The following is a 26,330-nucleotide window of genomic DNA, read 5'->3' on the forward strand; positions in this document are numbered from 1 at the left end:
CTCTAGGAAGTAAATGGTGCATATCCGCCTTGTTACGGTTATGTTTCCGCACCCGCGCAGCCACCCGGCTCCCTTTCCAGCGAGGATTTCCCCAGCATGACGGCACCACCCCGCGCCAACGGCGCCACCTCAAGGTTTTGGGCGCGGCTGCGGCCGCAGCGCGAAAGGCTCCCCCGCGACATCAAGGTGATGCTGGCCGCGGCCTTCCTCATCGCGCTTGGATTCGGGCTTGTTGCGCCCGTATTGCCCCAGTTCGCCACAACCTTTGGAGTGGGAAACACCGAGGCTGCCGTCATCGTGGCGATCTTTGCGTTCATGCGCCTGGCTTTTGCCCCGGCCGGCGGTGCACTGATCGGCAAGCGGGGCGAACGCCCCATCTACGTTGCCGGGCTGTTGATCGTGGCGCTGTCCACCGCGGCGTGCGCCTTCGCCCAGGACTACTGGCAGCTGCTGCTGTTCCGCGGCCTTGGCGGGGCAGGCTCGGTGATGTTCACCGTGGCATCCATGGCCCTGGTGGTCCGGCTGGCGCCGCCTCAAAGCAGGGGAAGGGTCTCGGGAGCCTACGCCTCAGCGTTCCTGATCGGGAACGTGTGCGGGCCCATCGTGGGAGGCCTCCTGGCGGGGCTGGGCCTGCGGGTTCCGTTCCTCGCCTACGCCGCCGCCCTGCTCGTTGCCGCTTTCGTGGTTCAGACCCAGCTCAGCCATCAGCGCAGGGACGGCGGAGACGCACAGAAGCGGTCACCGGACATGCGCTTCGGCGAAGCCCTGGGCGCGGGCACCTACCGTTCGGCCCTCGCCTCCAGCTTCGCCAACGGCTGGGCCACCTTTGGCGTGCGGATGGCAACCGTGCCGCTGTTTGCGGCGGCCGCTTTCGGAGCAGGCCCGCAGGCTGCCGGCCTGGCCCTGGCCGTGTTCGCTGCCGGCAACGCCGCCGCGCTCACCTTCTCGGGGCGCCTGGCCGACTCGGTGGGGCGCAAGCCCATGATAATCGCGGGTTTGCTGGTGGCAGCCCTGGCAACCGCGGCAATCGGGATCACCACGGACCTGCCCTGGTTCCTTGCGGCCTCAACGCTGGCCGGCGTCGGGTCGGGCCTCTTCGGCCCAGCCCAGCAGGCTGCAGTGGCCGATGTCATCGGAAATGGCCGCTCGGGCGGCAAGGTGCTGGCCGTCTACCAGATGATGTCCGACGTCGGCGCGATCGTTGGGCCGGTCGTGGCAGGGCTGCTGGCGGACCGGCTGGGCTTCGGCTGGGCCTTTGGGGTCACCGGCGGCATCATGCTCCTGGCCGCCGTCGCCTGGCTTCCCACCCGGGAATCGCTCCGTACGGCAGGGCCGTAGCAGGCCCTGCCGGAGTTCTGGAACCAGGCCGGTTCAGGAGTCACCCGGTTCAGCGGTCAGCTAGTTCAGCAGGGCGTCGACGAAGCTTTCGGTGTCGAACGGTGCCAGGTCGTCGGCACCTTCGCCCAGACCGATGAGCTTGACCGGCACACCGAGGGACTTCTGGATGGCCACGACGATGCCGCCCTTTGCGGTTCCGTCCAGCTTGGTCAGGACGATGCCGGTGACGTTGACCACCTCGGAGAAGACCCGCGCCTGGTTCAGTCCGTTCTGGCCGGTGGTGGCGTCCAGCACCAGCAGGACCTCATCCACCTCTGCCAGCTTCTCCACGACGCGCTTGACCTTGCCCAGTTCATCCATCAGGCCAACCTTGTTCTGCAGGCGGCCGGCGGTGTCGATCATGACAACGTCCACTTCCTGCTCGATGCCTGCCTTTACTGCCTCATAGGCAACGGAGGCGGGGTCGGCGCCGTCGATGTCCGACTTCACGGTGGGAACGCCGACGCGCTGGCCCCACGTGGCCAGCTGCTCGGCGGCGGCGGCGCGGAACGTGTCCGCGGCGCCCAGCAGGACGTCCTTGTCCTCGGCCACCAGCACACGTGCCAGTTTGCCCACCGTGGTGGTCTTGCCCACGCCGTTCACGCCCACCACCATCATCACGGCGGGCTTGTCGGCATGCCGCTGGACGTTCAGGCTGCGGTCCATGGTGGGATCCACGAGCTTGATGAGCTCTTCGCGCAGCATGGCCTTGACGTGTTCCGGGGTCCGGGTGCCCAGGACCTTGACCCGCTCCCGGAGGGCATCCACCAGCTGCATGGTGGGCTCGGTGCCCAGGTCCGCGAGCAGGAGTGTCTCCTCCACTTCGTCCCAGACGCTCTCGTCGATGCGGTCGCTGGACAGCAGGGCCAGCAGCCCCTTGCCCATGATGTTGTTCGAGCGGACCAGCCGTTCGCGCAGGCGGGTGAGGCGTCCCGCGACCGGGAGCGGGGTTTCAACGGGGATGGTTTCCAGCCCGGCAGCATTGTCCGGAACCATTGTGGTGTCCAGCTCATCGAGGTCGGCGCCCTGCGGGGCCGCGCGCTCGATGGTTCCCTCGCGGTCCGCCACCGCGGTACTTCCGCCGGAGCGGATTTCGGGGTCATTGGCGTCCCGTGTACCGGGGTACCTGGTGATGTTCCTCCGCGTCTTGATCAGGACCGGGATCAAGGCGCCGATGACCACCAGCGCAGCAAGAATGGACAGGACAATGGGAAGGATGTCATTCACTCCCCTAGCTTCTCACAAACGGCTTGCCCCCTTCCGGCGCCTGCCGCGCAGCTGACCTGCCCTTTTCGTCGCCGCCCGCGCTGCTGATATTCCTCTGCGCCGCTGCTAAACCTCCGCGCCGAGGCGCTGGCTGATCACTGTCGAGACGCCGTCGCCCCTCATCGTTACCCCGTACAACGCGTCCGCCACTTCCATGGTGCGCTTCTGGTGGGTGATGACGATGAGCTGGCTGGATTCCCGGAGCTCTTCGAAGATGGTGATCAACCGGCCCAGGTTGGTGTCGTCCAGTGCCGCTTCCACCTCGTCCATGACGTAGAACGGCGAGGGCCTGGCCTTGAAGATGGCCACCAGCAGCGCCACCGCGGTCAGGGACCGCTCACCGCCGGAGAGCAGCGACAGCCGCTTGATCTTCTTGCCCGCCGGACGCGCCTCCACCTCGATGCCGGTGGTCAGCATGTCCGTGGGGTCGGTAAGGACCAACCGGCCTTCGCCGCCGGGAAAAAGGCGGTCGAAAACCCTGGCGAATTGCGCCTGGGTATCCTCGAAGGCTTCGGCGAAGACGCGCTGGACGCGGTCGTCCACTTCCTTGATGATGTCCAGCAGGTCCCGGCGGCTGGCCTTCAGGTCCTCCAGCTGGGTGCTGAGGAACTGGTGCCGCTCCTCCAGTGCCGCGAATTCCTCAAGGGCCAGGGGGTTGACCTTGCCCAGGCTGGCCAGGTCCCGTTCTGCCTTCCGCAGCCGCTTCTCCTGCTCCTGCCGGACGTAGGGCTTTCCTTCCACGATCTCTTGCCCGCCAGCATCAACGGGGGCGCGGAGGGCGGCCCACTTGTCGCTGGATTCCTCCGCAGGCACGGGCACGGGGACGTGCGGGCCGAATTCCTCCACCAGGGCCTCGGGGGTAATGCCCAGTTCATCCACGGAGCGGGTTTCCACTGCCTCGATCCTGGCCCGTTGCTGGGCCCGGGCGAGCTCGTCGCGGTGCACGTTGTCCGTGAGGTCGGCCAGTTCCCGGGCCAGGGCGTCGTTCGCTTCCCTGATTTCGCGCAGGCCGCGGTCACGCAGCTCCCGGTTCTCCTCGGCCAGGTCCCGTTCGTGCCGTGCCAGGTCCACCGAGACATCAACGTAGCCGAGTGCCAGTTCCACGCCTGCGGAAACGGCGGCTGCCCGTTTGGCCTGGATCCGGCGGCGCCGGGCGCGCTCCGCGGCTTCCTCGCGGGCACGGCGTTCGGTGGCGGCGGCGCGTTCCAGTGATGCCACCCGGTTGCGCGTGGCGGCCACCTGCTCCTCGGCACTGCGCAGGGACAACCGTGCCTCCACCTCTGCTGCGCGGGCGGCGGAGGCGGCATGTGCCAGGGCGTCCCGCTGTTCGGTGGAGGGCTCCTCTTCAACGGGTGCTTCCTGGGCTGCCGCCAGGCGGGCGGTAACGGCCGCGAGCGCTTCCTGCTCGGCAGCGACATTCCCTTCCGCCCGCGCCAAGGACGCGGCCAGCCGTTCGCTCTCGCCCACGGCACTGCGCAGGACGGAGTTCAGGTGGCCCAGGCGTTCAGCGACCGCCGCGAGGCGGGCATCGGATTCGTGCAGCTTGTCCAGGGCGGCGTCCGCTTCCTCCTGCGCACCTGCGCGCCGCGCCTCGGCGCCGGCCAGGGCGAACCTGTTCCGCTCCAGGTCCGCGGTGACCGCAGAAAGGCTGCGATCGGCGTCGTCCACTGCCGCCTGTACCTCGAGCAGCGACGGTGCCTTGGCAGAACCGCCGGCCGCCGTTAAAGCCGTGAAGACGTCACCCTCGCCGGTGACCACCGTGAGGCCGGGCACCGAGGCCACGAGGGTGGACGCGGCGTCGATGCCGGATACGACGGCGGTCCCGGCCAGCAGGTGCCGGACCAGGGCGAGGTGCCCCGCGGGCCCCTCCACGAGGTCGGCGGCCCATTGCGCCCCCTCGGGCAGCCGGACGGCAGGGTGGTCGCCGTCCCTCTGGTGGCCCGCCGCAGCCGAGGCGAGGAGCAGCGATGCCCGCCCGGCGTCGTCGTCCTTGAGCCGCTGCAGCACTGCGACGGCCGTGTCCTTGTCCTTGACCAGCACTGCTTCAGATGCCTGTCCCAGGGCGGCGGCGATGGCCGCTTCATAACCGGCCTGCACCGTGATCGTGGCGGCGACGCTTCCCTGCACCCCTGGAAGGCCTGATTCCAGCACGTGCCGGGCGCCGTCCTTGCGGTCGAGCCCCAGCTTGAGGGCGTCGAGCCGCGCGGCCAGGGCATCCCGTTTGCGGACTCCTTCGTTGACGGCGGCCTTGAGGTCCGTGATCTCCTGGAGCACAGCGTCCAGGGCCTCGCTTGCAGCCTCATAGTCGGCGTCGAGGGATTCTTCCCCCTCCTCCACGCCCGCCACCTGGTTCTCCAACGCCGTGAACTCGGCCTGGGCACGGGCGCGGCGTTCGGTTCCGGCGGTAAGGGATTCGCGAAGCCGTCCCAGTTCCGCCTGCGCGGACTCCACCCGGGACCTGGCGGCCGCCACCTGGCCGGCCAGCCGTGCCAGCCCTTCCCGCCGGTCGGCTGCCGCCCGGAGCTGGGCGGTGAGCCGCTGGTCCTCGGCCAGGGCCGCCTGCTCCGCTTCGGCCTTTGCGGCGCTGGCCGTCTCCAGGGCACTGCGCCTGGTTTCAATGTCCTGTTCAAGTTCGGCGAGCTCCTGCCGCACCCGGGCTGCCTGGCGTTCGAGCTGTTCGGGGTCCCTGCCCGGCGGGGGCGCGGCATCTTCCGAACCCAGCAGGCGGCTGCGCTCAGTGGCCAGCGAGCCGAGCGAGCGAAGCCGCTCCCGGGCAGTGGAGAGCCGGTACCAGGTGTCACGGGCGGCATTAAGGCGCGGTGTGGCCTCTGCCGCAAGTTGCTCCAGCGCTGCCTGCCGCCTGCGGCCCGTTTCGAGTTCCTGCTCGACGGCGGTACGCCGGGCCTTGAGCGCAGCCTCGTCCGCCACGTCCCGCTCCAGCGCCAGCTGCAACTGGACGAGGTCGTCGGCAAGCAGGCGGGCGCGGGCGTCCCTTACGTCGAACTGGACGCGCTGGGCGCGGCGGGCCACCTCCGCCTGCTTGCCCAGGGGCGTCAGCTGGCGCCGGATTTCCCCGGTGAGGTCGGTGAGGCGCTGGAGGTTGGCCTGCATGGCCTCCAGTTTCCGGACCGTGCGTTCCTTGCGCCGGCGGTGCTTGAGGATCCCTGCTGCCTCCTCGATGAAGCCGCGGCGGTCCTCGGGGGTGGCGTGCAGCACGCGGTCCAGCTGGCCCTGGCCGACGATGACGTGCATCTCCCGGCCCAGCCCGGAGTCGGAAAGCAGTTCCTGGATATCCAGCAGCCGGCAGGCGGCACCGTTGATGGCGTACTCGGAGCCGCCCGCACGGAACAGCGTCCGGGAAATGGTGACTTCGCTGTATTCAATGGGCAGGGCGCCGTCGGCGTTGTCGATGGTGAGCGAAACGTGTGCCCGGCCAAGGGGCGGCCGGCCTGACGTCCCGGCGAAAATGACGTCCTCCATCTTGCCGCCGCGGAGGGTTTTGGCGCCTTGCTCGCCCATGACCCAGGCTAAGGCGTCCACCACGTTGGACTTCCCGGATCCGTTGGGACCCACCACGGCGGTGACGCCGGGTTCGAAGTCGAAGGTGGTGGCAGACGCAAAGGACTTGAACCCCCGGACGGTCAGGCTTTTGAGGTGCAAGGCTTTTCTGGTCTCCTGGAGCGGATAGGGCAGGATTGCGGGAACCGGCTCACTACAATCTACTGCGCAGGACCGACATTTCCCCGCAGCAGCGCCCGGAAGCCAAGGCCTGCGCCACGCGTGAATATGCATGTTCCGGGCAGGCAAAGGCATAGTTAAGCTCTTGAGCCTGCGTTTTTGTGGGTACAGTCACCGCAGGAATGCGGGACAGAAACGAAGAGGGGCTTGAATTGGCAGGTAATGCAACCTTCCGCCACAGCAACACCGCGCTGCTCTCCGTGAGCAGCGTTGAAGCTCCAAGGATTGTGAGTTCCACGGACTTTGACCGGCGCCTGGCGTCAACCCTGCAGCGGCTGAAGTTCCCGCCGCGGCTGCTGGAACGCGTCGCAGGCATCACGCACCGCCGCTGGTGGGCCGCCGGCACGTCGTTCGATGACGCTGCGGTGGAAGCCGGCGCCAAGGCCCTGGCCGAGGCGGGCATCGAGGCATCAGACGTCGGCCTGCTGATCAACACCTCGGTGACCAGGCGCAACCTGGAACCGTCCGTCGCGGTGAAGATCCACCACGGACTCAGCCTGCCGTCGTCGGCCATGAACTTCGACCTTGCCAACGCCTGCCTGGGCTTCGTCAATGCCCTGACCCTGGCCGGCAACATGATCGATTCGGGCCAGATCAGGTACGCCGTGATTGTCAATGGCGAGGACGCCCAGCTGACCCAGGAGGCCACCCTGGAACGCCTCCAGCGGCCCGAAACCACCCGGGCCGACTTCAACCGCGAGTTCGCCACGCTGACGTTGGGCTCCGGAGCCGCCGCCGCCGTCCTGGGACCGGCCGACCAGCACCCCGGCGCCCACCGCGTGGTGGGCGGCGTGATGCGGGCCGGCACCGAACACCACGAACTGTGCGTGGGCGGCATCGACGGCATGCACACCGATACAAAGGGACTGCTCGACGGCGGCCTGCAGCTGGTCGTCGAAGCGTGGCATGAGGCCCAGCCCGAGTGGGACTGGGCTGCCATGGACCGCTACGTCACCCACCAGGTCAGCAACGCCTACACGCAGGCCATTATCGAGGCGATCGACCTGGACCCGGACAAGGTGCCCATCACGTTCCCGCACTGGGGCAATGTGGGGCCTGCCTCCCTTCCCATGACGCTGGCAGCCGAGGCCCAGTCCTTGGGGAGCGGTGACCGGGTCCTGTGCATGGGCGTGGGATCCGGCCTGAACACCGCCATGCTGGAAATCGTTTGGTGATCGCGGACTGGCCCGGCGTCAACGCCGAATGGTCACGCGAACTCGAAGTCCCCTCCACCTCCGGCGCTGATGCCCCCGGCACCGTGCACCGCTGGCACCTGCTGGATAACGGTGCAGAACTTGCCCGCCGCGGACTGGCTCCCCTGGGGACCCTGCTGTGCGTGCACGGCAACCCAACCTGGTCCTACCTGTGGCGGACCCTGCTGGCCGGCGGATCCGACGCGGCCCATCCATGGCGTGTGGTGGCCGTGGACCAGTTGGACATGGGATTTTCCGAGCGCACCGGGACGGTCCGGCGGCTGGCCGACAGGATCAACGACCTGGGCGACCTCACCGACGCCCTGGCCCTGGAGGGGCCAGTGGTTTCCGTAGGCCACGACTGGGGCGGCGTCATCAGCCTCGGCTGGGCCCTGGCGCACGAACACCAGCTGGCCGGGGTGGTCCTGACCAACACCGCGGTGCACCAGCCGGAAGGCTCTCCCATTCCGGCAGCGCTGCGGCTTGCCCTGCACCCCGCCGTCCACAAATGGGGCACCATCACCTCGGATGCCTTCCTGCGGGTGACGCATTCTCTGGCACACCCGCCACTGTCCGCGGAGGTCCGGACCGCTTACATGGCCCCTTACCGCGGGGCGTCCCGGCGCGCCGGGGTGGGCAACTTTGTTGCGGACATTCCCGTTGACGCGTCCCACCCAAGCTTTGCCGCGCTCACCGGGGTGGCGGAGGGGGTGCGCGGGCTGGATGTTCCAGCCCTGATGCTGTGGGGTCCGCGCGACCCCATCTTCTCGGACCGCTACCTCAAGGACCTCATCACCCGGCTCCCGCATGCGGACGTGCACCGCTACGAGGGCGCGGGGCACCTGGTGGCCGAGGACCGGGACATTGCCACGCCGGTCTTCGAGTGGCTCGCGGGGCGCGTTACCGGTGGTGGTACCCGTGCTGCCGACCCCCCCGCCGCCGTACAGGGCACCGACAGCTTTGAGCCCCTGTGGGCGCCGCTTGCCGAACTGGCGGCGGGACCAGCGGGCGACGGGAGGGCCGTCGTCGAAATGGCAACGGACGGCACCGTGGCCCGCTTCCTGACGTGGAAGCAGCTGGAGGCGGCTGTTGGACACCTTGCCGCGGGCCTGCAGGAGGCGGGCGTTGGGCCGGGCAGCCGGGTGAGCCTGATGGTTCCGCCGGGGGTGGACCTCACCGTGGCCCTGTATGCCTGCCTGCGGCTCGGTGCTGTGGTGGTGGTGGCCGACGCCGGCCTGGGCACCAGGGGCCTGAGCCGGGCCGTCAAGGGAGCCACTCCCGATGTCCTGATCGGGATCGACAAGGCCTTGGCCGCCGCCCGGGCCCTCGGGTGGGCAGCCCGGCGCATCAGTGTGCAGGAGCTCCCGGCGGGACGCCGCCGCCTCCTCGGGGTGGAAACCTCCCTTGCCGCCCTGGCGAGGGCAGGTTCGGAAAGGGCCGGGGCTGGGGGCAGTGTTGCGCGGCCCCTGCCGGCCCCGGACTCCCCCGCCGCGGTGCTCTTCACCTCCGGTTCCACCGGTCCTGCAAAGGGCGTGTTGTATACCCATCGGCAGCTTGCCGCCATGCGGGACACCGTGGCCCAAACCTTTGGGATCCGTCCCGGCCAGCGCCTGGTGGCGGGTTTCGCGCCCTTTGCCCTGCTGGGGCCAGCCCTGGGGGCCGTCTCGGTGACGCCGGCGATGGATGTCACCGCACCCCGCACATTGACTGCACGCGCCCTCGCCGATGCCGCGGCGGCCATCGATGCAACGGTGGTCTTCGCGTCCCCGGCTGCCCTGCGCAACGTCGTCGCCACACATGGCGGACTCACCCCGGAGGGTACCGCCGCACTTGAGCGCGTCGACCTGCTCCTCTCCGCCGGCGCGCCCGTTCCCGAAGCACTCCTCGCGGAGGTGCAGCAGCTGGTGCCCCGCGCTTCGCTGCACACCCCGTACGGGATGACCGAGGCGCTGCCCGTCACCGACATCAGCTTCGAACAAATCCAGGCCGCCGCCGCTGATGCCGCTGCCGGAACGATGACGGGCGCGGGCAACGGCGTGTGTGTGGGCCTGCCCGTCCACGGTGCCCGCGTAGCCGTTGTCCCGCTGGCAGGAGACGGCACCGCCCCTGGCTCCCTGCCCGTCACCGATGCGGGCATCACGGGAGAGGTCCTGGTGAATGCGCCGCACGTCAAGGACGCCTACGACCGCCTCTGGCTGACCCAGGAGCTGAGCAGCGGTCCCGCCGGATGGCACCGCACCGGGGACGTGGGCCATTTCGACGCCCGGGGACGGCTGTGGGTGGAAGGACGCCTTGCGCACGTCGTCACTGCACCTGGCGGCGCAGTGACCCCCGTAGGCCCGGAACAGGCCATCGAAAGCCTGGACGGCGTCGGCATGGCAGCCGTGGTGGGGGTGGGACCGGCAGGGACGCAGGCCGTCACCGCCGTCGTCGAAACCGTTCCGCCGGCCCCGAAAGCCGGCCTTGCCGGTCCGGAGTTGGCGGGCAAGGTGCGGGCCGCAGCACGCGGCGCGGGCGTGTCCGTCGCCGCCGTCCTGGTTGTCCCTGTGCAGCCCACCGACATCCGCCACAACGCCAAGATCGACCGGACGCGGCTGTCCCAGTGGGCCTCGTCCGTCCTGGCCGGCGGCCGCCCGGGGACGCCATGAGGGTGCTGGTCACCGGCGCCAGCGGGCTGCTGGGCCGGGAGGTGGCAGGCCTGTTGGTGCGGAAGGGCCATGCGGTCACCACCTTCCAGCGGCGTTCGTCAAGGGTCGACGGCGTGACGGACCGCAGTGGCTCCCTCACCGATGAGGCGGCGGTTTCGGCAGCCGTCCGGGGCGTTGAGGGCGTCATCCACCTGGCCGCCAAGGTTTCCTTTACCGGCCGTGCGCAGGAATTCAACGAAGTGAACGTCCAGGGAACCCGGCGGCTGCTCCAGGCAGCACGCGACGCCGGGGTCAGGGACTTCGTTTTCGTGTCCTCGCCGTCGGTGGCCAACTCGGGGGCCGCCATCGCAGGGCTGGGCGCTGAGCCGGCCGACCCGGTACATGCCCACGGCGATTACTCCCGCACAAAAGCCGAGGCGGAACTGCTGGCCCTTGCCGCAGACGCACCGGACTTCCGTGCCGCCGCGGTGCGGCCGCACGTGGTGTGGGGTCCCGGGGACACCCAGCTGGTGGAACGGGTGCTGGCACGGGCGGCCCGGAAGCGGTTGCCGCTGCTGGATGCCGGGGCTGCCCTGATCGACACCACGTACGTGGACAACGCGGCGGCCGCCATCGTTGCCGCGCTGGAGCGGATGGGGCATATCCGCGGCCGGGCGCTGGTGGTCACCAACGGTGAGCCCCGGCCCGTGGGCGAACTCATTGCAGGGATCTGCGCTGCCGGCGGCGTACCCGCGCCGGCCTGGTCCGTCCCCGGCCCGCTGGCGCGGCTGGCAGGATCAGTGGTGGAGCGGGCGTGGCTTCGGCTCGGCAAGCAGGACGAGCCGCCCATGACCAGGTTCCTCGCAGAGCAGTTGTCCACGGCACACTGGTTCGACCAGCGCGAAACCCACACGCTACTCGCCTGGACTCCCCAAGTACCCATCGACGAAGGCCTCGCCCGGCTCACGGAATACTACGGCTCCCGCTGAGCGGGCCTGCCAGGCGGGGTTGGGCGGCCGCTACCAGCGGCCGTTGCGGGGCCGCGGCTGGCAGACGGGGCAGGTGTGGGAGGAACGGTTCATGAACTGGTCCCGGCGGATGGTCGCATTGATACCCGCTGCGGCGCACCTCCTGCAGGGCTCGCCCTGCCGGCCGTAGGCATTGAGGGACCTGTCAAAGTAGCCTGAGGCGCCGTTGACGTTGACGTACAGCGAATCAAAGCTGGTCCCGCCTGCTGCCAGGGCATCGAGCATTACCTCGCGGGCGCTGTCGAGGACGCGCTGGGCTTCACTCCTGCGCAGGGTGTCGGTGGCCCGGGCGAAGTGCAGGCGGGCACGCCACAGTGCTTCGTCGGCGTAGATGTTGCCGATGCCGGACACCAGTCCCTGGTCCAGCAGCGCCCGCTTCAGCCCCGTTTTGCGCTTGCGGAGGCGCTGGTAGAAGACGTCAAAGGAGAAGGCAGGGTCCAGGGGGTCCCTGGCAATGTGTGCTGCTTCCTCTGCAATCAGGGGAAGAGGGGATTCCGCCAGGCCGCCTGGTCCGCCGTCGTCAGTGGGTACCAGCGTGGTGACGAAGAGGCCGCCGAAGATCCGCTGGTCCACGAACCGCAGTTGATCCGGCATCCCGTCCCGCGGGCTGAGCCGGAACCGGACTTTAAGGTGCTTTTCATCGGGGACGGCTGGGTCCTGCATCAGCAGCTGCCCGCTCATGCCCAGGTGCGCCATAAGGGCAACGTGGGGCAGGCAATCGGTCTCCGGGGTGTCCAATCCGGCAGCAGAGCTGTCCACCAGCGGCATCCAGAGGAACTTTCCCCGGCGCACGACGTCGGAGACAGTGGCACCTTCGAGGTTGCCGATGAAGTCCCCGACGCCAAGGGCATGGCGGCGGATGGAGCGTGGGTCGAGGACTTCAACATCACGGATGGTCCTGCCGCGGACCCAGTTCACCAGGCCACGGCGGACAACCTCCACCTCGGGCAGTTCGGGCATGGACGCTACTGGGCGGCCACGGAGCTTGCGCCGGTACTGGAGGCCTCCTGGGCCCCAGCGCCGGAAAGCACCCGCCACGCGTCTGCCGCGGCTTCCTGTTCCGCTTCCTTCTTGGAGTGACCGGAACCCTTGCCGTAGGCGGTTCCGCCGATATTCAGGACAGCGGTGAAGGTGCGGGCATGGTCAGGCCCGGAACCCTCCACTGCGTAGTGGATGCTGCCCAGCTGCCGGCTGGCTGCGAGTTCCTGGATACTGGTCTTCCAGTCGGTGCCGGCGCCCAGGACGGCGGCATCCTTCAGCAGCGGACCAATTAGCCGCATGACCAGTTGGCGCGCCGTCTCGATGTCGTTCGAGACGTAGGTGGCACCGATCAGGGCTTCCATGGTGTCCGCCAGGATGGAAGCCTTGTTCTTGCCATGGGTGAGCTTCTCGCCCTGGCCAAGATAGATGAATTCCCCGATGCCCAAGCTGCGGCCGATGCCGGCAAGCGCACGGGTACTGACGACGGCGGACCGGCGCTTGGCGAGTTCGCCCTCGGGCAGGTTCGGGTTGTCCCGGTAGAGGGCGTCGGTCACGGAGAACCCCAGGATGGAGTCGCCCAGGAACTCGAGCCGCTCGTTGGTGGGGATGCCGCCGTTCTCGTAGGCGTACGAACGGTGCGTGAGCGCAAGACGAAGCGTCCCGGCGTCAATAGAGACACCGAGACGCTTCAGAAGCTCTTCAGTTGAAGACATCAGTCAGCCTGTTGGGCCGATTAGACGTCAGCGACCTTGCGGCCCTTGTACTCAAGGAACAGCGCGGTGCCAGCAGAGTCGGTAACGACCTTTGCCTGGTGCGGCAGGCTGTAGGTGACCTGGCCGTTCTCAACGGTCTTCACCAGGTGAGGGGCGGTCGCCTTCCACTGCGAGCGGCGGGCGCGGGTATTCGAGCGAGACATTTTCCGCTTGGGAACAGCCACGGCTAACTCATTTCTCTCTAGACAAACACGTACAAATCAATTTTGCCGGTCAGGCTTAGCCATATCAGCTAGGGCAGCCCAGCGAGGATCCAGGACCTCGTGGTGGTGCCCCGGCTCGTCTTCCAGGCGAGCTCCGCATTCGGAGCAAAGGCCCTGGCAGTCTTCCCGGCACACCGGCTGGAACGGCAGATTGGTGACAACCGCGTCCCGCAACACCGGTTCAAGATCGATTACATCGTGCTCGACTCGACGTTGCTCTTCATCTTCTTCTCCGTCCGAGAACTCAGCGCCCTCGTAGAAGAAAAGTTCTTGCACATTGACCTCAAGGTCATACGCAAGGGGATCCAGGCATCGGCCGCACTCGCCGGTTACTTCAGCGACAACGGTTCCTGATACCAGAATTCCTTCGTGTACGGCCTCAAGCCTCAGGTCGAGCTCGACATCCGAGCCTTCCTGAACACCAATAAGCGCCACACCAAGATCACCCGGTGCGGGTACATGTTCCTTCAGCGTCCGCATGCTTCCCGGGCTGCGCCCGAGGTCCTTGACGTCGAACGCCAGGGGCGAACCAGCATCTCTGTTAATGAGAACTCCTGTTGAACATATGACCGACGTACCATCTTAGCCTGAAGAGCCATGGTGACTCAAACCGGCAGGAGGCAGCGCCGAAGTACCGATCCAGCCTACCGCCTTGGCTGCTGATCCGCCGAAGGCTCGCCGGCAACCATACGGCGGTGCACCGACCGGGGCACGTAGTCCGTGACGCTGCCGCCCAGGACCGCCACCTCTTTGATCAGCGTGGAGGACAGGTGGACGTAGCTTGCCTCGGCCGGGAGGAAAACTGTCTCCACTCCGCTCAACTGGCGGTTCATCGTGGCCATCGGAAGCTCGTAGTCGAAGTCCGACGATGACCTCAGTCCCTTGACGATGGCGGACACACCCCGCTGGCGGCAATACTCGGCCAGGAGGCCCTCGCCCACCGGCTCCACCACGATGCCCTTGAGGGACGCGAGGGTTTCGCGCGCCATCTCCAGCCGTTCCTCGAGGCTGAACATGTACTTTTTCGCGTAGTTGGTGGAGATGGCCACGATGACCTCGTCGAAAAGACCCGCAGCCCTTGCAATGACCTCAAGATGGCCGTTGTGGATGGGGTCGAAGGATCCGGGGCACACAGCGCGTCGCATGCTTCGAACCTACCGCATGGAAAGGCCGGGATAACATGACTGAATGCATCCACCACGGGAACTTTCCACCCCCCTGGCACCTGCTCCCTGGCAGCGGACAGCCCTCGGAGCCAACCTCCTCGCTCCGGACGGCGGCCTGGGCGTCACCATCTTCGAGGAGATGACCACCCTGGCCGTCCAGACCGGCGCCATTAACCTGGGTCAGGGCTTCCCCGATGAAGACGGGCCGGCAGAAATCAGGGAGGCCGCCCGGGCAGCCATCGCTGCAGGGGCCAACCAGTACGCACCCGGCAAGGGGCTGCCCCAACTTCGGGAGGCGGTGTCCGCGCACCAGGAACGCTTCTATGGGCTGGCGCCGGACCCCGCAACCGAGGTCATTATCACCACCGGTGCCACCGAAGGGATCGCTGCGTCCCTCCTGGCGTTTGCCGGACCCGGCGACGAGGTCCTGACCTTTGAGCCGTTTTACGACTCCTACGGCGCGGTCATCGGCCTCTCGGGCGCCACGCACGCCACCGTGCCCCTGGCCGCGCCCGACTTCCTGCCCGACCCTGCGGCACTGGAAGCTGCCTTTAATGAGCGGACGCGGGTGGTCCTGCTGAACAATCCGCACAATCCCACGGGTGCCGTTTTCCCTGCGGAGATCCTGCAGCGCGTGGTGGACCTTGCGCAGAAGCACGACACCATCATCATCAGCGATGAGGTGTACGAGCACCTCACCTTCGGCGTCCGCCACACGCCGGTGGCGGCGCTCCCGGGAGCCGCGGGCCGGACCATCACCATTTCCTCCGCCGGCAAGACCTTTTCCCTGACCGGCTGGAAAATCGGCTGGTTGAGCGGTCCCGAGGAACTGGTCTCGGCCGTCCGCACGGTAAAGCAGTTCCTCACCTACAGTTCGGGTACTCCGTTCCAGGCCGCGATCGCCACGGGCCTGGCCCTGCCGGACGATTTCTATACCGGCATCGCCGCCGCCCTGGAACAGAAGCGCGATATCCTCAGCGCCGGGCTCCGGGCCGCGGGCTTTGACGTATTCACCCCCAAGGGCACCTACTTCGTCAACGTGGACACGGCGCCGCTGGGCATCACGGACGCCCTGGACCTCGCCCGGCGGCTGCCCGCACTGGTGGGGGTGGCCGCCATCCCCGTTCCGGTGTTCTGCCATCCGGATGGAGCCGAACGCACGCGAAGCCTGCTCCGGTTTGCCTTCTGCAAAAAGACGGAGGTCCTGGAGGAGGCTGCCGCCCGGCTGGCAACGCTGCGCGGCAGGCTCTGATGCCCGGCGGCAGTGGCGGGGCCATCAGCAGGTTCCTCCGGACAACAGGCCAGCATGCCACCATCGAACCTGACGCGTTTACTGATGGCGCTTATCTCCTCGCCATCGGCGGAGCCGAACAGTCCCACGTGAACCTGGACCGCCCGGCGGAGATCTTCTATGAGTACCTCCGCAGGATCGGGCATCTGGTGGATCTCGCGGCACCGCCGGGAGAACCCATCAGGGCCCTGCACCTGGGAGCAGGGGCGCTGACCCTGGCACGGTACATCCAGGCCACCCGCCCCGGTTCCATCCAGTATGCAGTTGAGCTGGAACGTGAACTGCTCGACTTTGTCCTCAGGCACCTGCCCATGCCTGAGGGAACGGACCTCACCACGATCATCGGCGACGCCCGCGAGGCACTCGGCGCGCTTACTCCGGACCTTACGTTCGACGTCGTCATTTTGGACATCTTTTCCGGTCCTGAAGCACCGGGCCACATCGCCACCAGCGGCTTCTACCGGGAGGCCAGACACCGCTTGCGCCCGGACGGGCTGCTTATTGTCAACGTCGGCGACGAAGCGGCCCTCACGCTGGTCAGGAGCCAGGTGGCCGCGATGCGTGAGGCCATGGCCGATGTCGGCGCCTTCGCCGAAGCGGGGATGTTTGAGGGCCGGTACCCGGGCAACATTATCCTGGCGGGCACGCAGGGCCCCTGGCCGGAAGCCTGGACGGCCGAACTGACCGCGCGGGGCCCGCACCCGGCGCGGGTCCTGGCCGGGGTGGACCTGGACCCCTTCTCGGGCTAGGCCCGCAGGGAATCCGGCCCGTCCGTCCCGGGCAAGTCCTCGGCGGCGATTGCATCGGGCACGAACGGCTCCGCGTACCACAGCCGGGTCTCCCCATACTTCTTCTCGGCGAACCTGGTCAGGCCCTGCGGCCACCCCGGTTCAGGGGAGCGGGAGGAGCGTTCCACTACGACGACGGCGCCCGGGGCCAGGTGCCCGGCGAGTTTCTCCAGCACCCCGGACAGCCCGGCCTCCTCCAGCGGGTACGGCGGGTCCAGGAACACCAGGTCCCATGCCGTGGCCTCGGGGGCGCGGTCGAGGAAGGGCTCCACCCGGGCGCGGTGCACGGTCACCGCCTTGCGGCCCAGAACACCGTTGATCAGGTCCGCGTTCCGCTGGCACACGCCGCTTGCCTTGGCATCGGATTCCACCAGGTCCACCGTCAGGGCTCCCCGGCTGCCGCTTTCCACACCCAGCGCGCCAGAGCCCGCATACAGATCCAGCACGCGGGAACCCGCGATCACATCGAAGGCATCGAGGCGGGAGAACAATGCTTCCTTAACGCGGTCAGTGGTGGGCCGGGTCAGGGATCCCGGGACCGCTGTCAGCGGAGTGCCGCCCGCGGCACCTGCAATGATCCGGGTCACCGCGACCACCGCGATCCGCCGGCGCCCTGCAGGCATTGGTTGCTAACCGCGTTCAAGGAACGCCTCCTTCTCGGGGTTGAGGTACTTCTCGATGGCATCGGCAAGTTCGGGGTGGGCGGACAGCAGCGGATCCTGGCCGACGATGGTCTGGGCGTCTTCCCTGGCCCGGGCAATGATGTCCTCATGCTCAAGGACCCGCAGCAGCTTCAGTGTTGACCGTCCGCCGGATTGGGAAGCGCCCAGGATGTCGCCTTCGCGCCGGAGCTTGAGGTCCTCCTGCGACAGGACGAAGCCGTCCGTGGTGGCGGCGACGGCTTCGAGCCGTCTCCTGCTGGGGTGGCCCGGTTCCAGGGCAGTGACCAGCAGGCAAGTCCCGGGCAGGCCGCCGCGGCCAACCCGGCCGCGCAGCTGGTGCAACTGCGAGATTCCGAACCTGTCGGCGTCCAGGATGACCATCAGGGTGGCGTTGTGCACATCCACGCCAACCTCGATCACCGTGGTGGAGACCAGCAGCTTGATGCGGTTGGCAGTGAACCCGGCCATGGTGTCCGTTTTCAGCTCCGGGTCCTGGCGCCCGTGGAGCGGGGCCAGGGCAACCCCTGCCAGTGAGGGTTCAGCCAGCAAATAGTCCACGACGCCGGTGACCGATGCGAGCTCCCGTCCCTCCTCCGCCTCCACGCCCGGAGGCGCAGCCTCCCCCGGGCTGAAGTCGCCGTCGTCGTCCGTTCCGATCTTGGGACAGACCACGTACACCTGGTGGCCGGCGTCGATCTCCTCCCGCGCGCGGGCCCAGATCCGTCCCGCCCAGGCGGGGTTCTCCGCAAGGCCCACGAGGTGGGTAGCGATGGGGGCCCTGCCCTTGGGCAGTTCATCGAGGGTGGAGGTTTCGAGGTCGCCGAACACGGTCATGGCCACGGTCCGGGGAATGGGTGTGGCGGTCATGACCAGCAGGTGCGGCGGCTTCCGGGCCTTGGCCCGCAGGGCGTCGCGCTGTTCCACGCCGAAGCGGTGCTGTTCGTCCACGACGATCAGGCCGAGGTCGTAGAAGGACACGTTGTCGCTGAGCAGGGCGTGGGTTCCTACGATGATTCCCGCCGTCCCTGAGGCGGCATCCAGCAGGGCCTGCTTCCGGGCCGCGGTGGGCATGGAGCCCGTCAGTAGAGTGACCTGCACGGAAGACCCGCCGCCGGCCAGCCCACCCAGGAGTCCGTCGCTGGACAGCGGGCCAAGGGTGCGGCGGATGGAGTCGTAGTGCTGGGCGGCGAGCACCTCGGTGGGTGCCAGCAGCGCGGCCTGTCCCCCGCTGTCCACCACCTGGAGCATGGCCCGGAGTGCCACGACGGTCTTGCCGGAGCCCACCTCGCCCTGCAGCAGCCGGTTCATGGGCGTGTCCTGTGCCAGTTCCGTTGCCAGCGTCTTCCCGACGGCGGCCTGGCCGGCTGTGAGGGTGAACGGCAGGTTTTGGTCGAACGCGGACAGGATCCCGTCGTTGACGGGGCGCCGCGCGGTGGCTTCCTCGGCGGCGAGTTGGGCACGGCGGCGGGCCAGTGCGGACTGCAAAACCAGGGCCTCCTGGTAGCGGAGCCGGTCCCTGGCGCGTTTCCAGTCAGACGCTGTTTCAGGCGCATGGATAAGCCGGTAGGCGTGGGCCACGGGAAGGAAGCCCTCCCGGTCTGCCACTGCGGGGGGAAGCGGGTCCGCCATAGAGCCGAGGTCAGCGGTCTCCAACAGCGTGGCGATCACCTTCTGGATCTTCCAGCTGGGGAGCTTGGCCGTAGCCGGATACACCGGAATCGGCATGGCTGCGAGTTTCTCCGGATCATCACTGCCCGGCGCGAAGGGGTCCTCGTTCAGGATGAGGAAGTCCGGGTTGGTGAGGCCCAGTTGCCCTTTGAACCGGGTGACTTTTCCTGAGAACAGGGCGCGCCGGCCCTGAAGGAGTTCAGCTTTTGCCTTGTAACCGTTGAAGAAGCTGATCTTCAGCGTTCCCGGCACCTTGCCGTGGTAGTCCTGGCCTCCCACCAGCCGCAGCCCCTGCTGCCCGTCGTCGTCGGAAACTATGACGTCCGTGATGGTTCCGCGGCGTGCCTGCATGTGCCGGGTGCTGCTGGACAATACCCGGGCGATGAGGGTGACTTCCTCATCAAGCGGAAGCCCGCTGATGGGTGTCAGTTCACCGCGGGTCAGGTAGCGGCGGGGAAAGTAGTTAAGCAGGCCTTCGACGGTGGTGATGCCGAGGTGTTTCTCGATGACCGCGGCGGACCGCTTTCCGATCCGCCGTTCAAGGGCCAGGTCCAGCTCAGCGTTCATGCCCGCCGGTATTCACCGCATCCACGGCAGCGTCCCGGGGAAGCGCCAGCTCGCTGATGCTGATCTGGGATGGTTCACCGAGGGACCGGATGATGTCCACGGCGGGGTCCGGTTCCGGGACGTGGACGTGGACCCGCCACCGGTAGTTGCCGTCGGTGTCCGGGCCGCTGCCCACCTGGCTCATGATGACGGACTCGCCGATCTCGTCGAGCCGCTGCCGCAGGGTGGCGGCGTTCAGGGGCGAAAGGGTGATGGTGCACATGACTTCCACGCCGTCGTCGTCCGGCATGGAAGCGTGGATGTGGGGATCGGAGACGTCGTAGCCGTGCAGTCCGTCGAGGAGTTCGTCCTGCAGTTCCTGGCCCATCACGGCGGAGCGAAGGCAGTCGAGGATCAGCAGCATGCCCACGCCGCCGGCATCCACCACCCGGGCGGACTGCAGGGCATCGAGCTGCTCCTCCGTGTGGACCACCGCGGCCAGCGCTCCCTCCACGGCGGCGTCGAGGGTGAGGCCCAGGGCATGGTTGCTGTCATCGCCGTCCTGGCCGGCGTCGACGGCTGCTGCAGCGCGGGCTGCCGCTTCCATGACCGACAGCATGGTTCCGGGAACGGGGTCGCTCAGGGCGGACCAGGCGCGGATCTGGGCACGGTTGAGGGCCGCGGCGAGGAGCGTGGACGTCATCCTGGTGTGTCCGGCCAACGGCTCGGCCGCGGCGCAGAGGAACACCGAAAAGAGCGTTCCGGAGTTTCCGCGTGCCTCCTCCATGGCTGCCTGCCCTGCGGTGGCGAGGACTTCCCCGACGTCAACCGGGGCGGGCTGGTCTTCGCCAAGCACCAGGGAACGGGCCGCAGCGCGGACGGTGAGGTACAGGTTGGTGCCCGTATCGCCGTCAGCTACCGGGAAGATGTTGATGGCGTTCAGCCGGTCGCTGTGGTTGCCGAGGGCAGTTTCAGCCTTGCCCAGCCACCTCTTCATCGCCAGCGCGTTGGCGGCAACCTTAGTGTGCAAAGTGATCCCATCCCCCGGTGCCCGCGGCCGGACCCGCTGTCAAGACGCCCGGGCCATCGTCGGTACCGAGTGCATGTATCGAGCCTAGCGCAGTGAATCCGGGTGGCAGCTGAACATCGGCAGGGAATGTGGCCAGCAGCCCGTGGTCCTCACCGCCACCCAGCACCCACTGCTCAGGATCGGCTCCCAACAGGGCGGCCGCAGGAACCAGGACCTCCGCCAGTTCGGCCAGGCGCGCGGGATCCAGGGCGACGGCAACGCTGCTGGCTGCAGCCAGCCTCCTGCCGTCGCGCAGGAGCCCGTCCGAGATGTCGAGCATTGCCGTGGCCCCTGCGGCGCGGGCTGCCGGACCTGCCGCGAGCGGCGGACGCGGGCGGCACTGCAGGTCCATGAAGACTCTTTCCGCCGGGCCCAGGGTGTCCGCCGGAATATCCGCTTCCAGCAGGGCCAGCCCCGCAGCAGCATGGCCAACCGTGCCGGCCAACGCCAGGACGTCCCCTGGCTGGGCGCCTGACCGGAGGACTGGCCGCCCGCCGTCGAGCGTTCCCAGCACCGCCACCGTCACCGATATTTCACGCCCGCGGCCCAGGTCCCCGCCGGCCACGGAACAGCGGACTGCTCCGAGCTCCCGGATTCCGGCCGTGAGGCCGTCCGCCAGGTCCTCCACCCAGCTCACGGGCGTGTGGACGGGAAGCGTGAGGCTGACAACCATGGACGTGGCTTGTGCGCCCATGGCATTGATGTCGCTGAGGTTTTGCGCGGCTGCTTTCCATCCGACGTCGAATCCGGTGGTGCGGTAGCCGTTGGGCCACAGGAGCCGGAAATCCTGGTCCTGGACCTGGGTATCGATGCTGATGACCGTTTTGCCGTCCGGGGCGGCGACGATGGCGGCGTCATCCCCAGGTCCCAGCAGTGTGCTGGCGGTGTGCCCGGCCTCCATGCGCAGGCGCGGAAAGATCCGGGCCAGCAGGTCGGCTTCGGAAAGGCCGTCGACGGTGGGCTGGCGGTCAACGCGGTTACGGAGGTCTTCAGGCACGCCACTACGCTACCGCGCCGGACTGACATTGTGTCCGGGCGGGCACTGCGGCGGCGATAGGCTGGAAGCATGCACCACCACCACCTGCCCCTGTCCGCCCGCGCCGCCAGGATGGCGATGGTTGGAGCGGTGGCCGCCCTTTCCCTGACCGCCTGCTCACCGGCAGTGGACGTCACTGCCGCCAAGGACGCGGCCAACCCGGCGTGTGCGCCGATGATGCTGGCGCTGCCTGATTCCATTGGCGATTCAAAGCTGCGGAAGACCAACAGCCAGGCCACCGCGGCGTGGGGGGATCCTTCGCTGGTCATCCTGCGGTGCGGAGTCAACGTGCCGGGGCCCACCACCGACCGCTGCGTGACCGTTAACGGCGTCGACTGGGTCATCAAGGAAGGCGACCCGGTGTGGACGCTGACCACCTACGGCCGGGAGCCTGCCACGGAAATCCTGATGGACCCGGACAAGATCAGCTCCGCGACTGTGCTCGCGGACCTGGCGGCAGCGGCAGCGAAGGTCCCTTCCGTCCGGAACTGCGTGGGCCAGGAAGACCTGCAGAACCTGCCAAAGAGCCAGTAGGTTCCGCCAGGCCACCCACCGTGGGCCCACGCCGGCAGGGTCCCCGGGATCAGCGGAGTCCGGTCTTGCGGTTCAGGGCCAGGTAGATGAGTTCATCGATCAGGTCGGCGTAGCCCAGGCCTGAAGCGGCCCACATCTGCGGGTACATGCTCTTGGGCGTGAAGCCGGGCATGGTGTTGATCTCGTTGATGATCAACTCACCCTCGGGCGTGTAGAAGAAGTCCACCCGGCTCAGGCCCTCGGCACCGACGGCATCGAATGCGGCGGCAGCGAGCTCACGGACCCGGGAGATCGCTTCGGCAGGGATGTCCGCCGGGCAGCTCAGGGCCGCGGCGTCATCCTCGACGTACTTGGCGTTGAAGTCGTAGAACTCGTGCGTTCCCCCGGATACGGAGATCTCGCCCGGCATGGAGGTCCGGGGCGCGTCGGTGCCCCTGCCTTCCAGGACGGCGCACTCGATTTCGCGTCCCACGATCCCGGCTTCGATCACGAGCTTCAGGTCGTGGCGGCGGGCTTCTTCGATGGCGGCATCCAGGTCGTCCAGGGAGTCAACCTTCGAAATGCCCATCGAGGAGCCCGCACGGGCCGGCTTGACGAACACGGGGAACCCGAGCCGGTCCACCTGCTTGCGGACGGACTCGGGGTCCCGGCGCCACTGCCTGTCGGTGACCACGACATAGGGGCCGACGCGGAGTCCGGCAGCTTCGAAAACCACCTTCATGTAGTGCTTGTCCATGCCGACCGCCGAAGCAAGGACCCCCGCGCCGACATACCGGGTGTCGGAAAGCTCAAGGAGTCCCTGGATGGTGCCGTCTTCGCCGAAAGGGCCGTGCAGCAGCGGGAAGACCACATCCACGGCGCCCAGTTCCTGCGGCACCTGGTTGGGCGACGCCACAATCAGCTGGTGTTCCCCGCCGATCTCGGCCAGGGTGACGGTCTCCGACGAGGGCACGACCTCGGGGAGGGCTGAGGCCGACAGGGACCACTGGGCCGTTTCCGCCGGGGCCAGGACCCATTGGCCGGTCTTGGCAATCCCGATGGGAATTACCTCGTACTTGTCCTTGTTAATCGCGCCCAGGACACCGGCGGCAGTCACACAGCTCACCGCATGCTCGCTGGAGCGGCCGCCGAAGAGCACCGCAACGCGCGGTTTCCTGTTGGGTGCCGTTTCCCCGGGGGTGTTTGTGTCGTGGGACATGGTCAGTAATCGCCTTCAGGTTTCAATTCCCGGGACAGCAGAATCGGCCCCAGTTGGTCAACGGACAGCTTGCCTGCCAGCACCGCAACCACGGCGGCAGTAATGGGCATTTCGACGCCGAGCTTGCCGGCGAGTTCGTGGACGGCCTGGCCCGACTTGATACCTTCGGCGGTCTGGGTCATCTTGCGGCCCACCTCCTCCAGCGTCAGTCCCTGGCCGAGCAGCCTGCCGGCGGTATGGTTCCGGGACAGGGCGGACGAACAGGTTGCGACGAGGTCGCCCAGCCCGGCGAGCCCGGCCATGGTCTTGGCCTCTCCGCCCAGCGCCAGCGCGAGGCGGGATGTTTCCGCCAGCCCCCGGGTGATCACCGAGGCCTTGGTGTTGTCCCCCATCTGCCTGCCCTCGCAGATGCCGACGGCAAGGGCGATCACGTTCTTGACGATGCCGCCGATTTCGACGCCGACGACGTCCGATGTGGTGTAGGGCCGGAAGTACGGAGCGGTGCAGGTCCTGGCCAGCCAGCCGGCGGTGGCGGAGTCCGTGCAGGCAACGACGGACGCCGTGGGCTCCTCCCGGGCAATTTCCATGGCGAGGTTGGGTCCGGAGACGACGGCGATGCGTTCCAGCGGCAGGTCCAGTTCCTGGCTGATGACCTCACTCATCCGGGCGTCGGTTCCCAGCTCAAGGCCTTTCATGAGGGAGACGACGACGGCACCCGGGGCGATCATGGCCTTCCACTCCCGCAACTGCGGACGCAGTGACTGGGCCGGAACGGCGATCACCACAAGTTCGGCTCCCGCCAACACCTCGCGGACGTCGGTAGACGCTGTGATGTTCTCTGGCAGGACGATGTCCTTGAGGTAGTCGCTGTTGCGGTGGCTGGTGTTGATCTCCTCCACCACTTCGGCGCGCCGGCCCCACAGCTTGATGGCACGAGGCGTTCCCGTGGCGATGGCTGCATCTGCGAGGATTTTCGCGAACGTGGTCCCCCAGGACCCCGCGCCAAGAACGGCGACCGTGCGGGCCGCTCCCGGCTTTGCGTCAGCGGTCACGGAGCTTCCGTTCCTGCACCGTGCTGCTGTCCGCGTTCCACGAACCGCCCCTGCTTGGCCTGCTGTTGCTTGGCCGGGTCCCACCGTTCCGCCGGCGGCTGCTCACCGCGCAGGCTCGCAAGGAGCCCCGTGATCGCAGCCATGATGACTTCCGTGGCCTCCGCCAGCGTTGCGTTGTCCAGGGGACGTCCGTCGAACGCGCTGAGGTCCACAGGGTCCCCCACCAGTACCCGTGATCGCTTCCGCGGGAACAGGTGGAAACGCTTGCCGTACCTGGGGAACACCTCGTGGGCACCCCAGTGGGCGATGGGCACCACGGGGATTCCGCCTTCGAGGGCCAGACGTGCAGCGCCGGTATGCCCCTTCATGGGCCACAGGTCGGGATCACGCGTCAGCGTGCCCTCGGGGTAGATGATGATGGCACCGCCCTCAGCCACGATCTCCTGGGCCACCTGCAGCGAACGGTTCGCTCCCGCCGTCGAACGCTCCACCGGCACCTGCTTGGTGGCTCTCAGCAGCGGGCCCAGGCCGGGGACCTTGAACAGGGACGCCTTGGCGAGGAAGTGCGGGGCCCGTCCCTGGTTGTACAGCATGTGGCCCACCACCAGCGGGTCAATCTCCGTGCAGTGGTTGGGAGCGGCGATGAAGCCGCCCGCGGGAAGTTTTTCTGTTCCCTCCCACGTCTTGGACATCATGAGGTTCAGCAGCGGCCGGGCGATGCCGGCGATGAACACAAATGTGGCCCTGCTCTTGGCAGATTCCTTCACAGTTCCGCTCTACTTCGTGGTGGTGATGTCGAAATCGGCACCGAGGCCGGCAAGCTTCTCGGTGAAACGCTCGTAGCCGCGGTTGATGATGTCGATGCCGGTGACCCGCGAGGTTCCCGTGGCGGCCAGGGCGGCGATCAGGTGGCTGAAGCCGCCGCGGAGGTCCGGAACGTCGATGTCCGTTCCCTTGAGCTGGGTGGGGCCGGAGATGACGGCGGAGTGCAGGAAGTTCCGCTGGCCGAACCGGCACGGAACGCTGCCAAGGCACTCGCGGTGCACCTGGATGCTGGCACCCATGCGGATCAGGGCATCGGTGAAGCCGAAGCGGTTCTCGTAGACCGTCTCATGGACGATCGAGACACCCTCGGCCTGGGTCAGCGCCACCACGAGGGGCTGCTGCCAGTCAGTCATGAATCCGGGGTGGACGTCGGTCTCGAGGACCAGCGGGCTCAGCTTTCCGCCCTTGTGGTAGAAGCGGATGCCGTCCTCGCCGATGTCCATGCCGCCGCCCACCTTGCGGTAGGTGTTCAGGAAGGTCATCATGTCGCGCTGCGAAGCACCCTCGACAAAGATGTCTCCGCGGGTCACCAGCGCTGCCGAAGCCCAGGACGCGGATTCGTTGCGGTCCGAGAGGGCCCGGTGGTTATAGCCGCCCAGGTCGCGGACGCCCTCAATGCGGATGGTGCGGTCCGTCTGGACGCTGATGATGGCGCCCATCTTCTGCAGGACGGCGATGAGGTCGATGATTTCCGGCTCGGTGGCCGCACCGGAAAGCTCCGTGATGCCCTCGGCACGTGTGGCGCTGAGGAGGACCTGTTCGGTGGCGCCGACGGACGGGTACGGCAGCGAGATCTTGGCGCCGTGCAGGCCCTTGGGTGCGGAGATGTGGATGCCGCCGGGGCGCTTCTCCACCACGGCGCCGAACTGCCGCAGGACGTCCAGGTGGTAGTCGATGGGCCGGTCGCCGATCTTGCAGCCGCCCAGGTCCGGGATGAAGGCTTCGCCGATGGCGTGGATCAGTGGCCCGCACAGCAGGATGGGGATGCGGGAGTCCCCGGCATGCGCATCGATGGCAGTGCTGGATGCCGTCTTCGCGGCCTTGGGATCGAGGGTGAGGTCACCGTTGACCGGATCCTTCTCCACGGTCACGCCGTGCAGCTGCAACAGGGAGGTAACCACCTCCACGTCCTTGATTTCCGGCACGTTCCGCAACACCGACGGTTCGTTGCCCAGCAACGCCGCAACCATTGCCTTCGGGACAAGGTTCTTTGCCCCACGGACGCTGACGCGGCCTGTAAGCGGGACACCGCCGCGGATTGTCAGAACACTACTCATATACCGGTTTCCTCACGATCACTAGCCCCCAA

The 26,330-nt window shown here is 67.7% G+C and carries 22 protein-coding genes; 7 read left to right on the top strand and 15 right to left on the bottom strand.

Annotated features, from left to right (window positions below; genetic code table 11):
* Positions 1-96: 96 nt before the first annotated feature.
* A complete protein-coding gene (locus tag LFT44_RS12040; protein ID WP_236798662.1) occupies positions 97-1,338 on the top strand; it encodes an MFS transporter in 1,242 nt (413 codons plus the stop codon).
* A gap of 60 nt (positions 1,339-1,398) precedes the next feature.
* Here the strand turns inward: LFT44_RS12040 and ftsY are convergent, their stop codons facing one another.
* Both ftsY and smc read right to left on the bottom strand, forming a co-directional pair.
* The gene (ftsY, locus tag LFT44_RS12045; protein WP_236798663.1) at positions 1,399-2,604 is read right to left on the bottom strand and encodes a signal recognition particle-docking protein FtsY; all 1,206 of its coding nucleotides are present in this window, start codon (positions 2,602-2,604) and stop codon (positions 1,399-1,401) included.
* 105 nt (positions 2,605-2,709) lie between these two features.
* Positions 2,710-6,303, bottom strand: a complete 3,594-nt coding sequence (gene smc, locus LFT44_RS12050) for a chromosome segregation protein SMC (RefSeq protein ID WP_236798664.1) — start codon at positions 6,301-6,303, stop codon at positions 2,710-2,712.
* A gap of 230 nt (positions 6,304-6,533) precedes the next feature.
* Between smc and LFT44_RS12055 the strand changes: the two genes are divergently transcribed.
* The 3 genes from LFT44_RS12055 to LFT44_RS12065 are packed head-to-tail and all read left to right on the top strand — an operon-like array spanning position 6,534 to position 11,190.
* Positions 6,534-7,556, top strand: a complete 1,023-nt coding sequence (locus tag LFT44_RS12055; protein WP_236798665.1) for a 3-oxoacyl-ACP synthase III — start codon at positions 6,534-6,536, stop codon at positions 7,554-7,556.
* Positions 7,550-10,222, top strand: coding sequence for an alpha/beta fold hydrolase (locus LFT44_RS12060; RefSeq protein WP_236798666.1), 2,673 nt, complete (start codon positions 7,550-7,552; stop codon positions 10,220-10,222). Before LFT44_RS12055 ends, LFT44_RS12060 begins: the two co-directional genes overlap by 7 nt.
* On the top strand, positions 10,219-11,190 hold the full coding sequence (locus LFT44_RS12065) for an NAD-dependent epimerase/dehydratase family protein (RefSeq protein WP_236798667.1): 972 nt from the start codon (positions 10,219-10,221) through the stop codon (positions 11,188-11,190). The genes LFT44_RS12060 and LFT44_RS12065 overlap by 4 nt, the downstream gene beginning before the upstream one ends.
* Before the next feature lie 30 nt (positions 11,191-11,220).
* On the opposite strand, the gene mutM is transcribed toward LFT44_RS12065, so the two are convergent.
* From mutM to coaD, 5 genes are all read right to left on the bottom strand, one after another.
* Complete coding sequence (mutM, locus tag LFT44_RS12070) at positions 11,221-12,189, bottom strand: bifunctional DNA-formamidopyrimidine glycosylase/DNA-(apurinic or apyrimidinic site) lyase (RefSeq protein WP_236798668.1); 969 nt, start codon at positions 12,187-12,189, stop codon at positions 11,221-11,223.
* Between the two features lie 5 nt (positions 12,190-12,194).
* Positions 12,195-12,923 carry a ribonuclease III gene (gene rnc, locus LFT44_RS12075; RefSeq protein ID WP_236798669.1) on the bottom strand — a complete coding sequence of 243 codons (729 nt, stop codon included), beginning with the start codon at positions 12,921-12,923 and terminating at the stop codon, positions 12,195-12,197.
* Positions 12,924-12,943: 20 nt separating this feature from the next.
* A complete protein-coding gene (rpmF, locus tag LFT44_RS12080) occupies positions 12,944-13,147 on the bottom strand; it encodes a 50S ribosomal protein L32 (RefSeq protein WP_009356569.1) in 204 nt (67 codons plus the stop codon).
* A 36-nt stretch (positions 13,148-13,183) separates the two neighbouring features.
* The gene (locus LFT44_RS12085; RefSeq protein WP_236798670.1) at positions 13,184-13,666 is read right to left on the bottom strand and encodes a YceD family protein; all 483 of its coding nucleotides are present in this window, start codon (positions 13,664-13,666) and stop codon (positions 13,184-13,186) included.
* 164 nt (positions 13,667-13,830) lie between these two features.
* The gene (coaD, locus tag LFT44_RS12090; RefSeq protein ID WP_236798671.1) at positions 13,831-14,331 is read right to left on the bottom strand and encodes a pantetheine-phosphate adenylyltransferase; all 501 of its coding nucleotides are present in this window, start codon (positions 14,329-14,331) and stop codon (positions 13,831-13,833) included.
* 43 nt (positions 14,332-14,374) lie between these two features.
* On the opposite strand from coaD, the gene LFT44_RS12095 reads away from it, so the two are divergent.
* Both LFT44_RS12095 and LFT44_RS12100 read left to right on the top strand, forming a co-directional pair.
* A complete protein-coding gene (locus tag LFT44_RS12095) occupies positions 14,375-15,604 on the top strand; it encodes an aminotransferase class I/II-fold pyridoxal phosphate-dependent enzyme (protein ID WP_236798672.1) in 1,230 nt (409 codons plus the stop codon).
* Complete coding sequence (locus LFT44_RS12100) at positions 15,604-16,392, top strand: spermidine synthase (protein ID WP_236798673.1); 789 nt, start codon at positions 15,604-15,606, stop codon at positions 16,390-16,392. Before LFT44_RS12095 ends, LFT44_RS12100 begins: the two co-directional genes overlap by 1 nt.
* Here LFT44_RS12100 and rsmD read toward each other — a convergent pair.
* Genes rsmD through thiL form a run of 4 tightly spaced genes read right to left on the bottom strand, consistent with a single transcriptional unit; the run spans position 16,389 to position 21,373 of the window.
* On the bottom strand, positions 16,389-17,018 hold the full coding sequence (gene rsmD / locus LFT44_RS12105; RefSeq protein WP_236802881.1) for a 16S rRNA (guanine(966)-N(2))-methyltransferase RsmD: 630 nt from the start codon (positions 17,016-17,018) through the stop codon (positions 16,389-16,391). The two genes, LFT44_RS12100 and rsmD, sit on opposite strands and share 4 nt — an antisense overlap.
* A gap of 42 nt (positions 17,019-17,060) precedes the next feature.
* Complete coding sequence (locus LFT44_RS12110; protein WP_236798674.1) at positions 17,061-19,328, bottom strand: ATP-dependent DNA helicase RecG; 2,268 nt, start codon at positions 19,326-19,328, stop codon at positions 17,061-17,063.
* Positions 19,318-20,304, bottom strand: coding sequence for a DAK2 domain-containing protein (locus LFT44_RS12115; protein WP_236802882.1), 987 nt, complete (start codon positions 20,302-20,304; stop codon positions 19,318-19,320). Before LFT44_RS12115 ends, LFT44_RS12110 begins: the two co-directional genes overlap by 11 nt.
* A gap of 22 nt (positions 20,305-20,326) precedes the next feature.
* The gene (gene thiL, locus LFT44_RS12120; RefSeq protein WP_236798675.1) at positions 20,327-21,373 is read right to left on the bottom strand and encodes a thiamine-phosphate kinase; all 1,047 of its coding nucleotides are present in this window, start codon (positions 21,371-21,373) and stop codon (positions 20,327-20,329) included.
* 69 nt (positions 21,374-21,442) lie between these two features.
* On the opposite strand from thiL, the gene LFT44_RS12125 reads away from it, so the two are divergent.
* Entirely contained in the window at positions 21,443-21,946 is a 504-nt protein-coding gene (locus tag LFT44_RS12125) for a DUF3515 domain-containing protein (protein WP_236798676.1), read from the top strand.
* A gap of 49 nt (positions 21,947-21,995) precedes the next feature.
* Here the strand turns inward: LFT44_RS12125 and LFT44_RS12130 are convergent, their stop codons facing one another.
* From LFT44_RS12130 to murA, 4 genes are read right to left on the bottom strand one after another with little or no spacing between them, the layout of a single operon-like run.
* Positions 21,996-23,144 carry a D-alanine--D-alanine ligase family protein gene (locus LFT44_RS12130; RefSeq protein WP_236798677.1) on the bottom strand — a complete coding sequence of 383 codons (1,149 nt, stop codon included), beginning with the start codon at positions 23,142-23,144 and terminating at the stop codon, positions 21,996-21,998.
* A gap of 2 nt (positions 23,145-23,146) precedes the next feature.
* Positions 23,147-24,196 (bottom strand): NAD(P)H-dependent glycerol-3-phosphate dehydrogenase, encoded by a 1,050-nt coding sequence (locus LFT44_RS12135; RefSeq protein ID WP_236798678.1) that lies wholly within the window; start codon positions 24,194-24,196, stop codon positions 23,147-23,149.
* A complete protein-coding gene (locus tag LFT44_RS12140; RefSeq protein WP_236798679.1) occupies positions 24,193-24,963 on the bottom strand; it encodes a lysophospholipid acyltransferase family protein in 771 nt (256 codons plus the stop codon). The genes LFT44_RS12135 and LFT44_RS12140 overlap by 4 nt, the downstream gene beginning before the upstream one ends.
* Positions 24,964-24,972: 9 nt before the next feature.
* The gene (murA, locus tag LFT44_RS12145) at positions 24,973-26,298 is read right to left on the bottom strand and encodes a UDP-N-acetylglucosamine 1-carboxyvinyltransferase (protein WP_236798680.1); all 1,326 of its coding nucleotides are present in this window, start codon (positions 26,296-26,298) and stop codon (positions 24,973-24,975) included.
* Positions 26,299-26,330 lie beyond the last annotated feature (32 nt).

The sequence above is a fragment of the Arthrobacter sp. FW306-05-C genome, from assembly GCF_021801725.1.
Classification (GTDB): Bacteria; Actinomycetota; Actinomycetes; order Actinomycetales; family Micrococcaceae; genus Arthrobacter.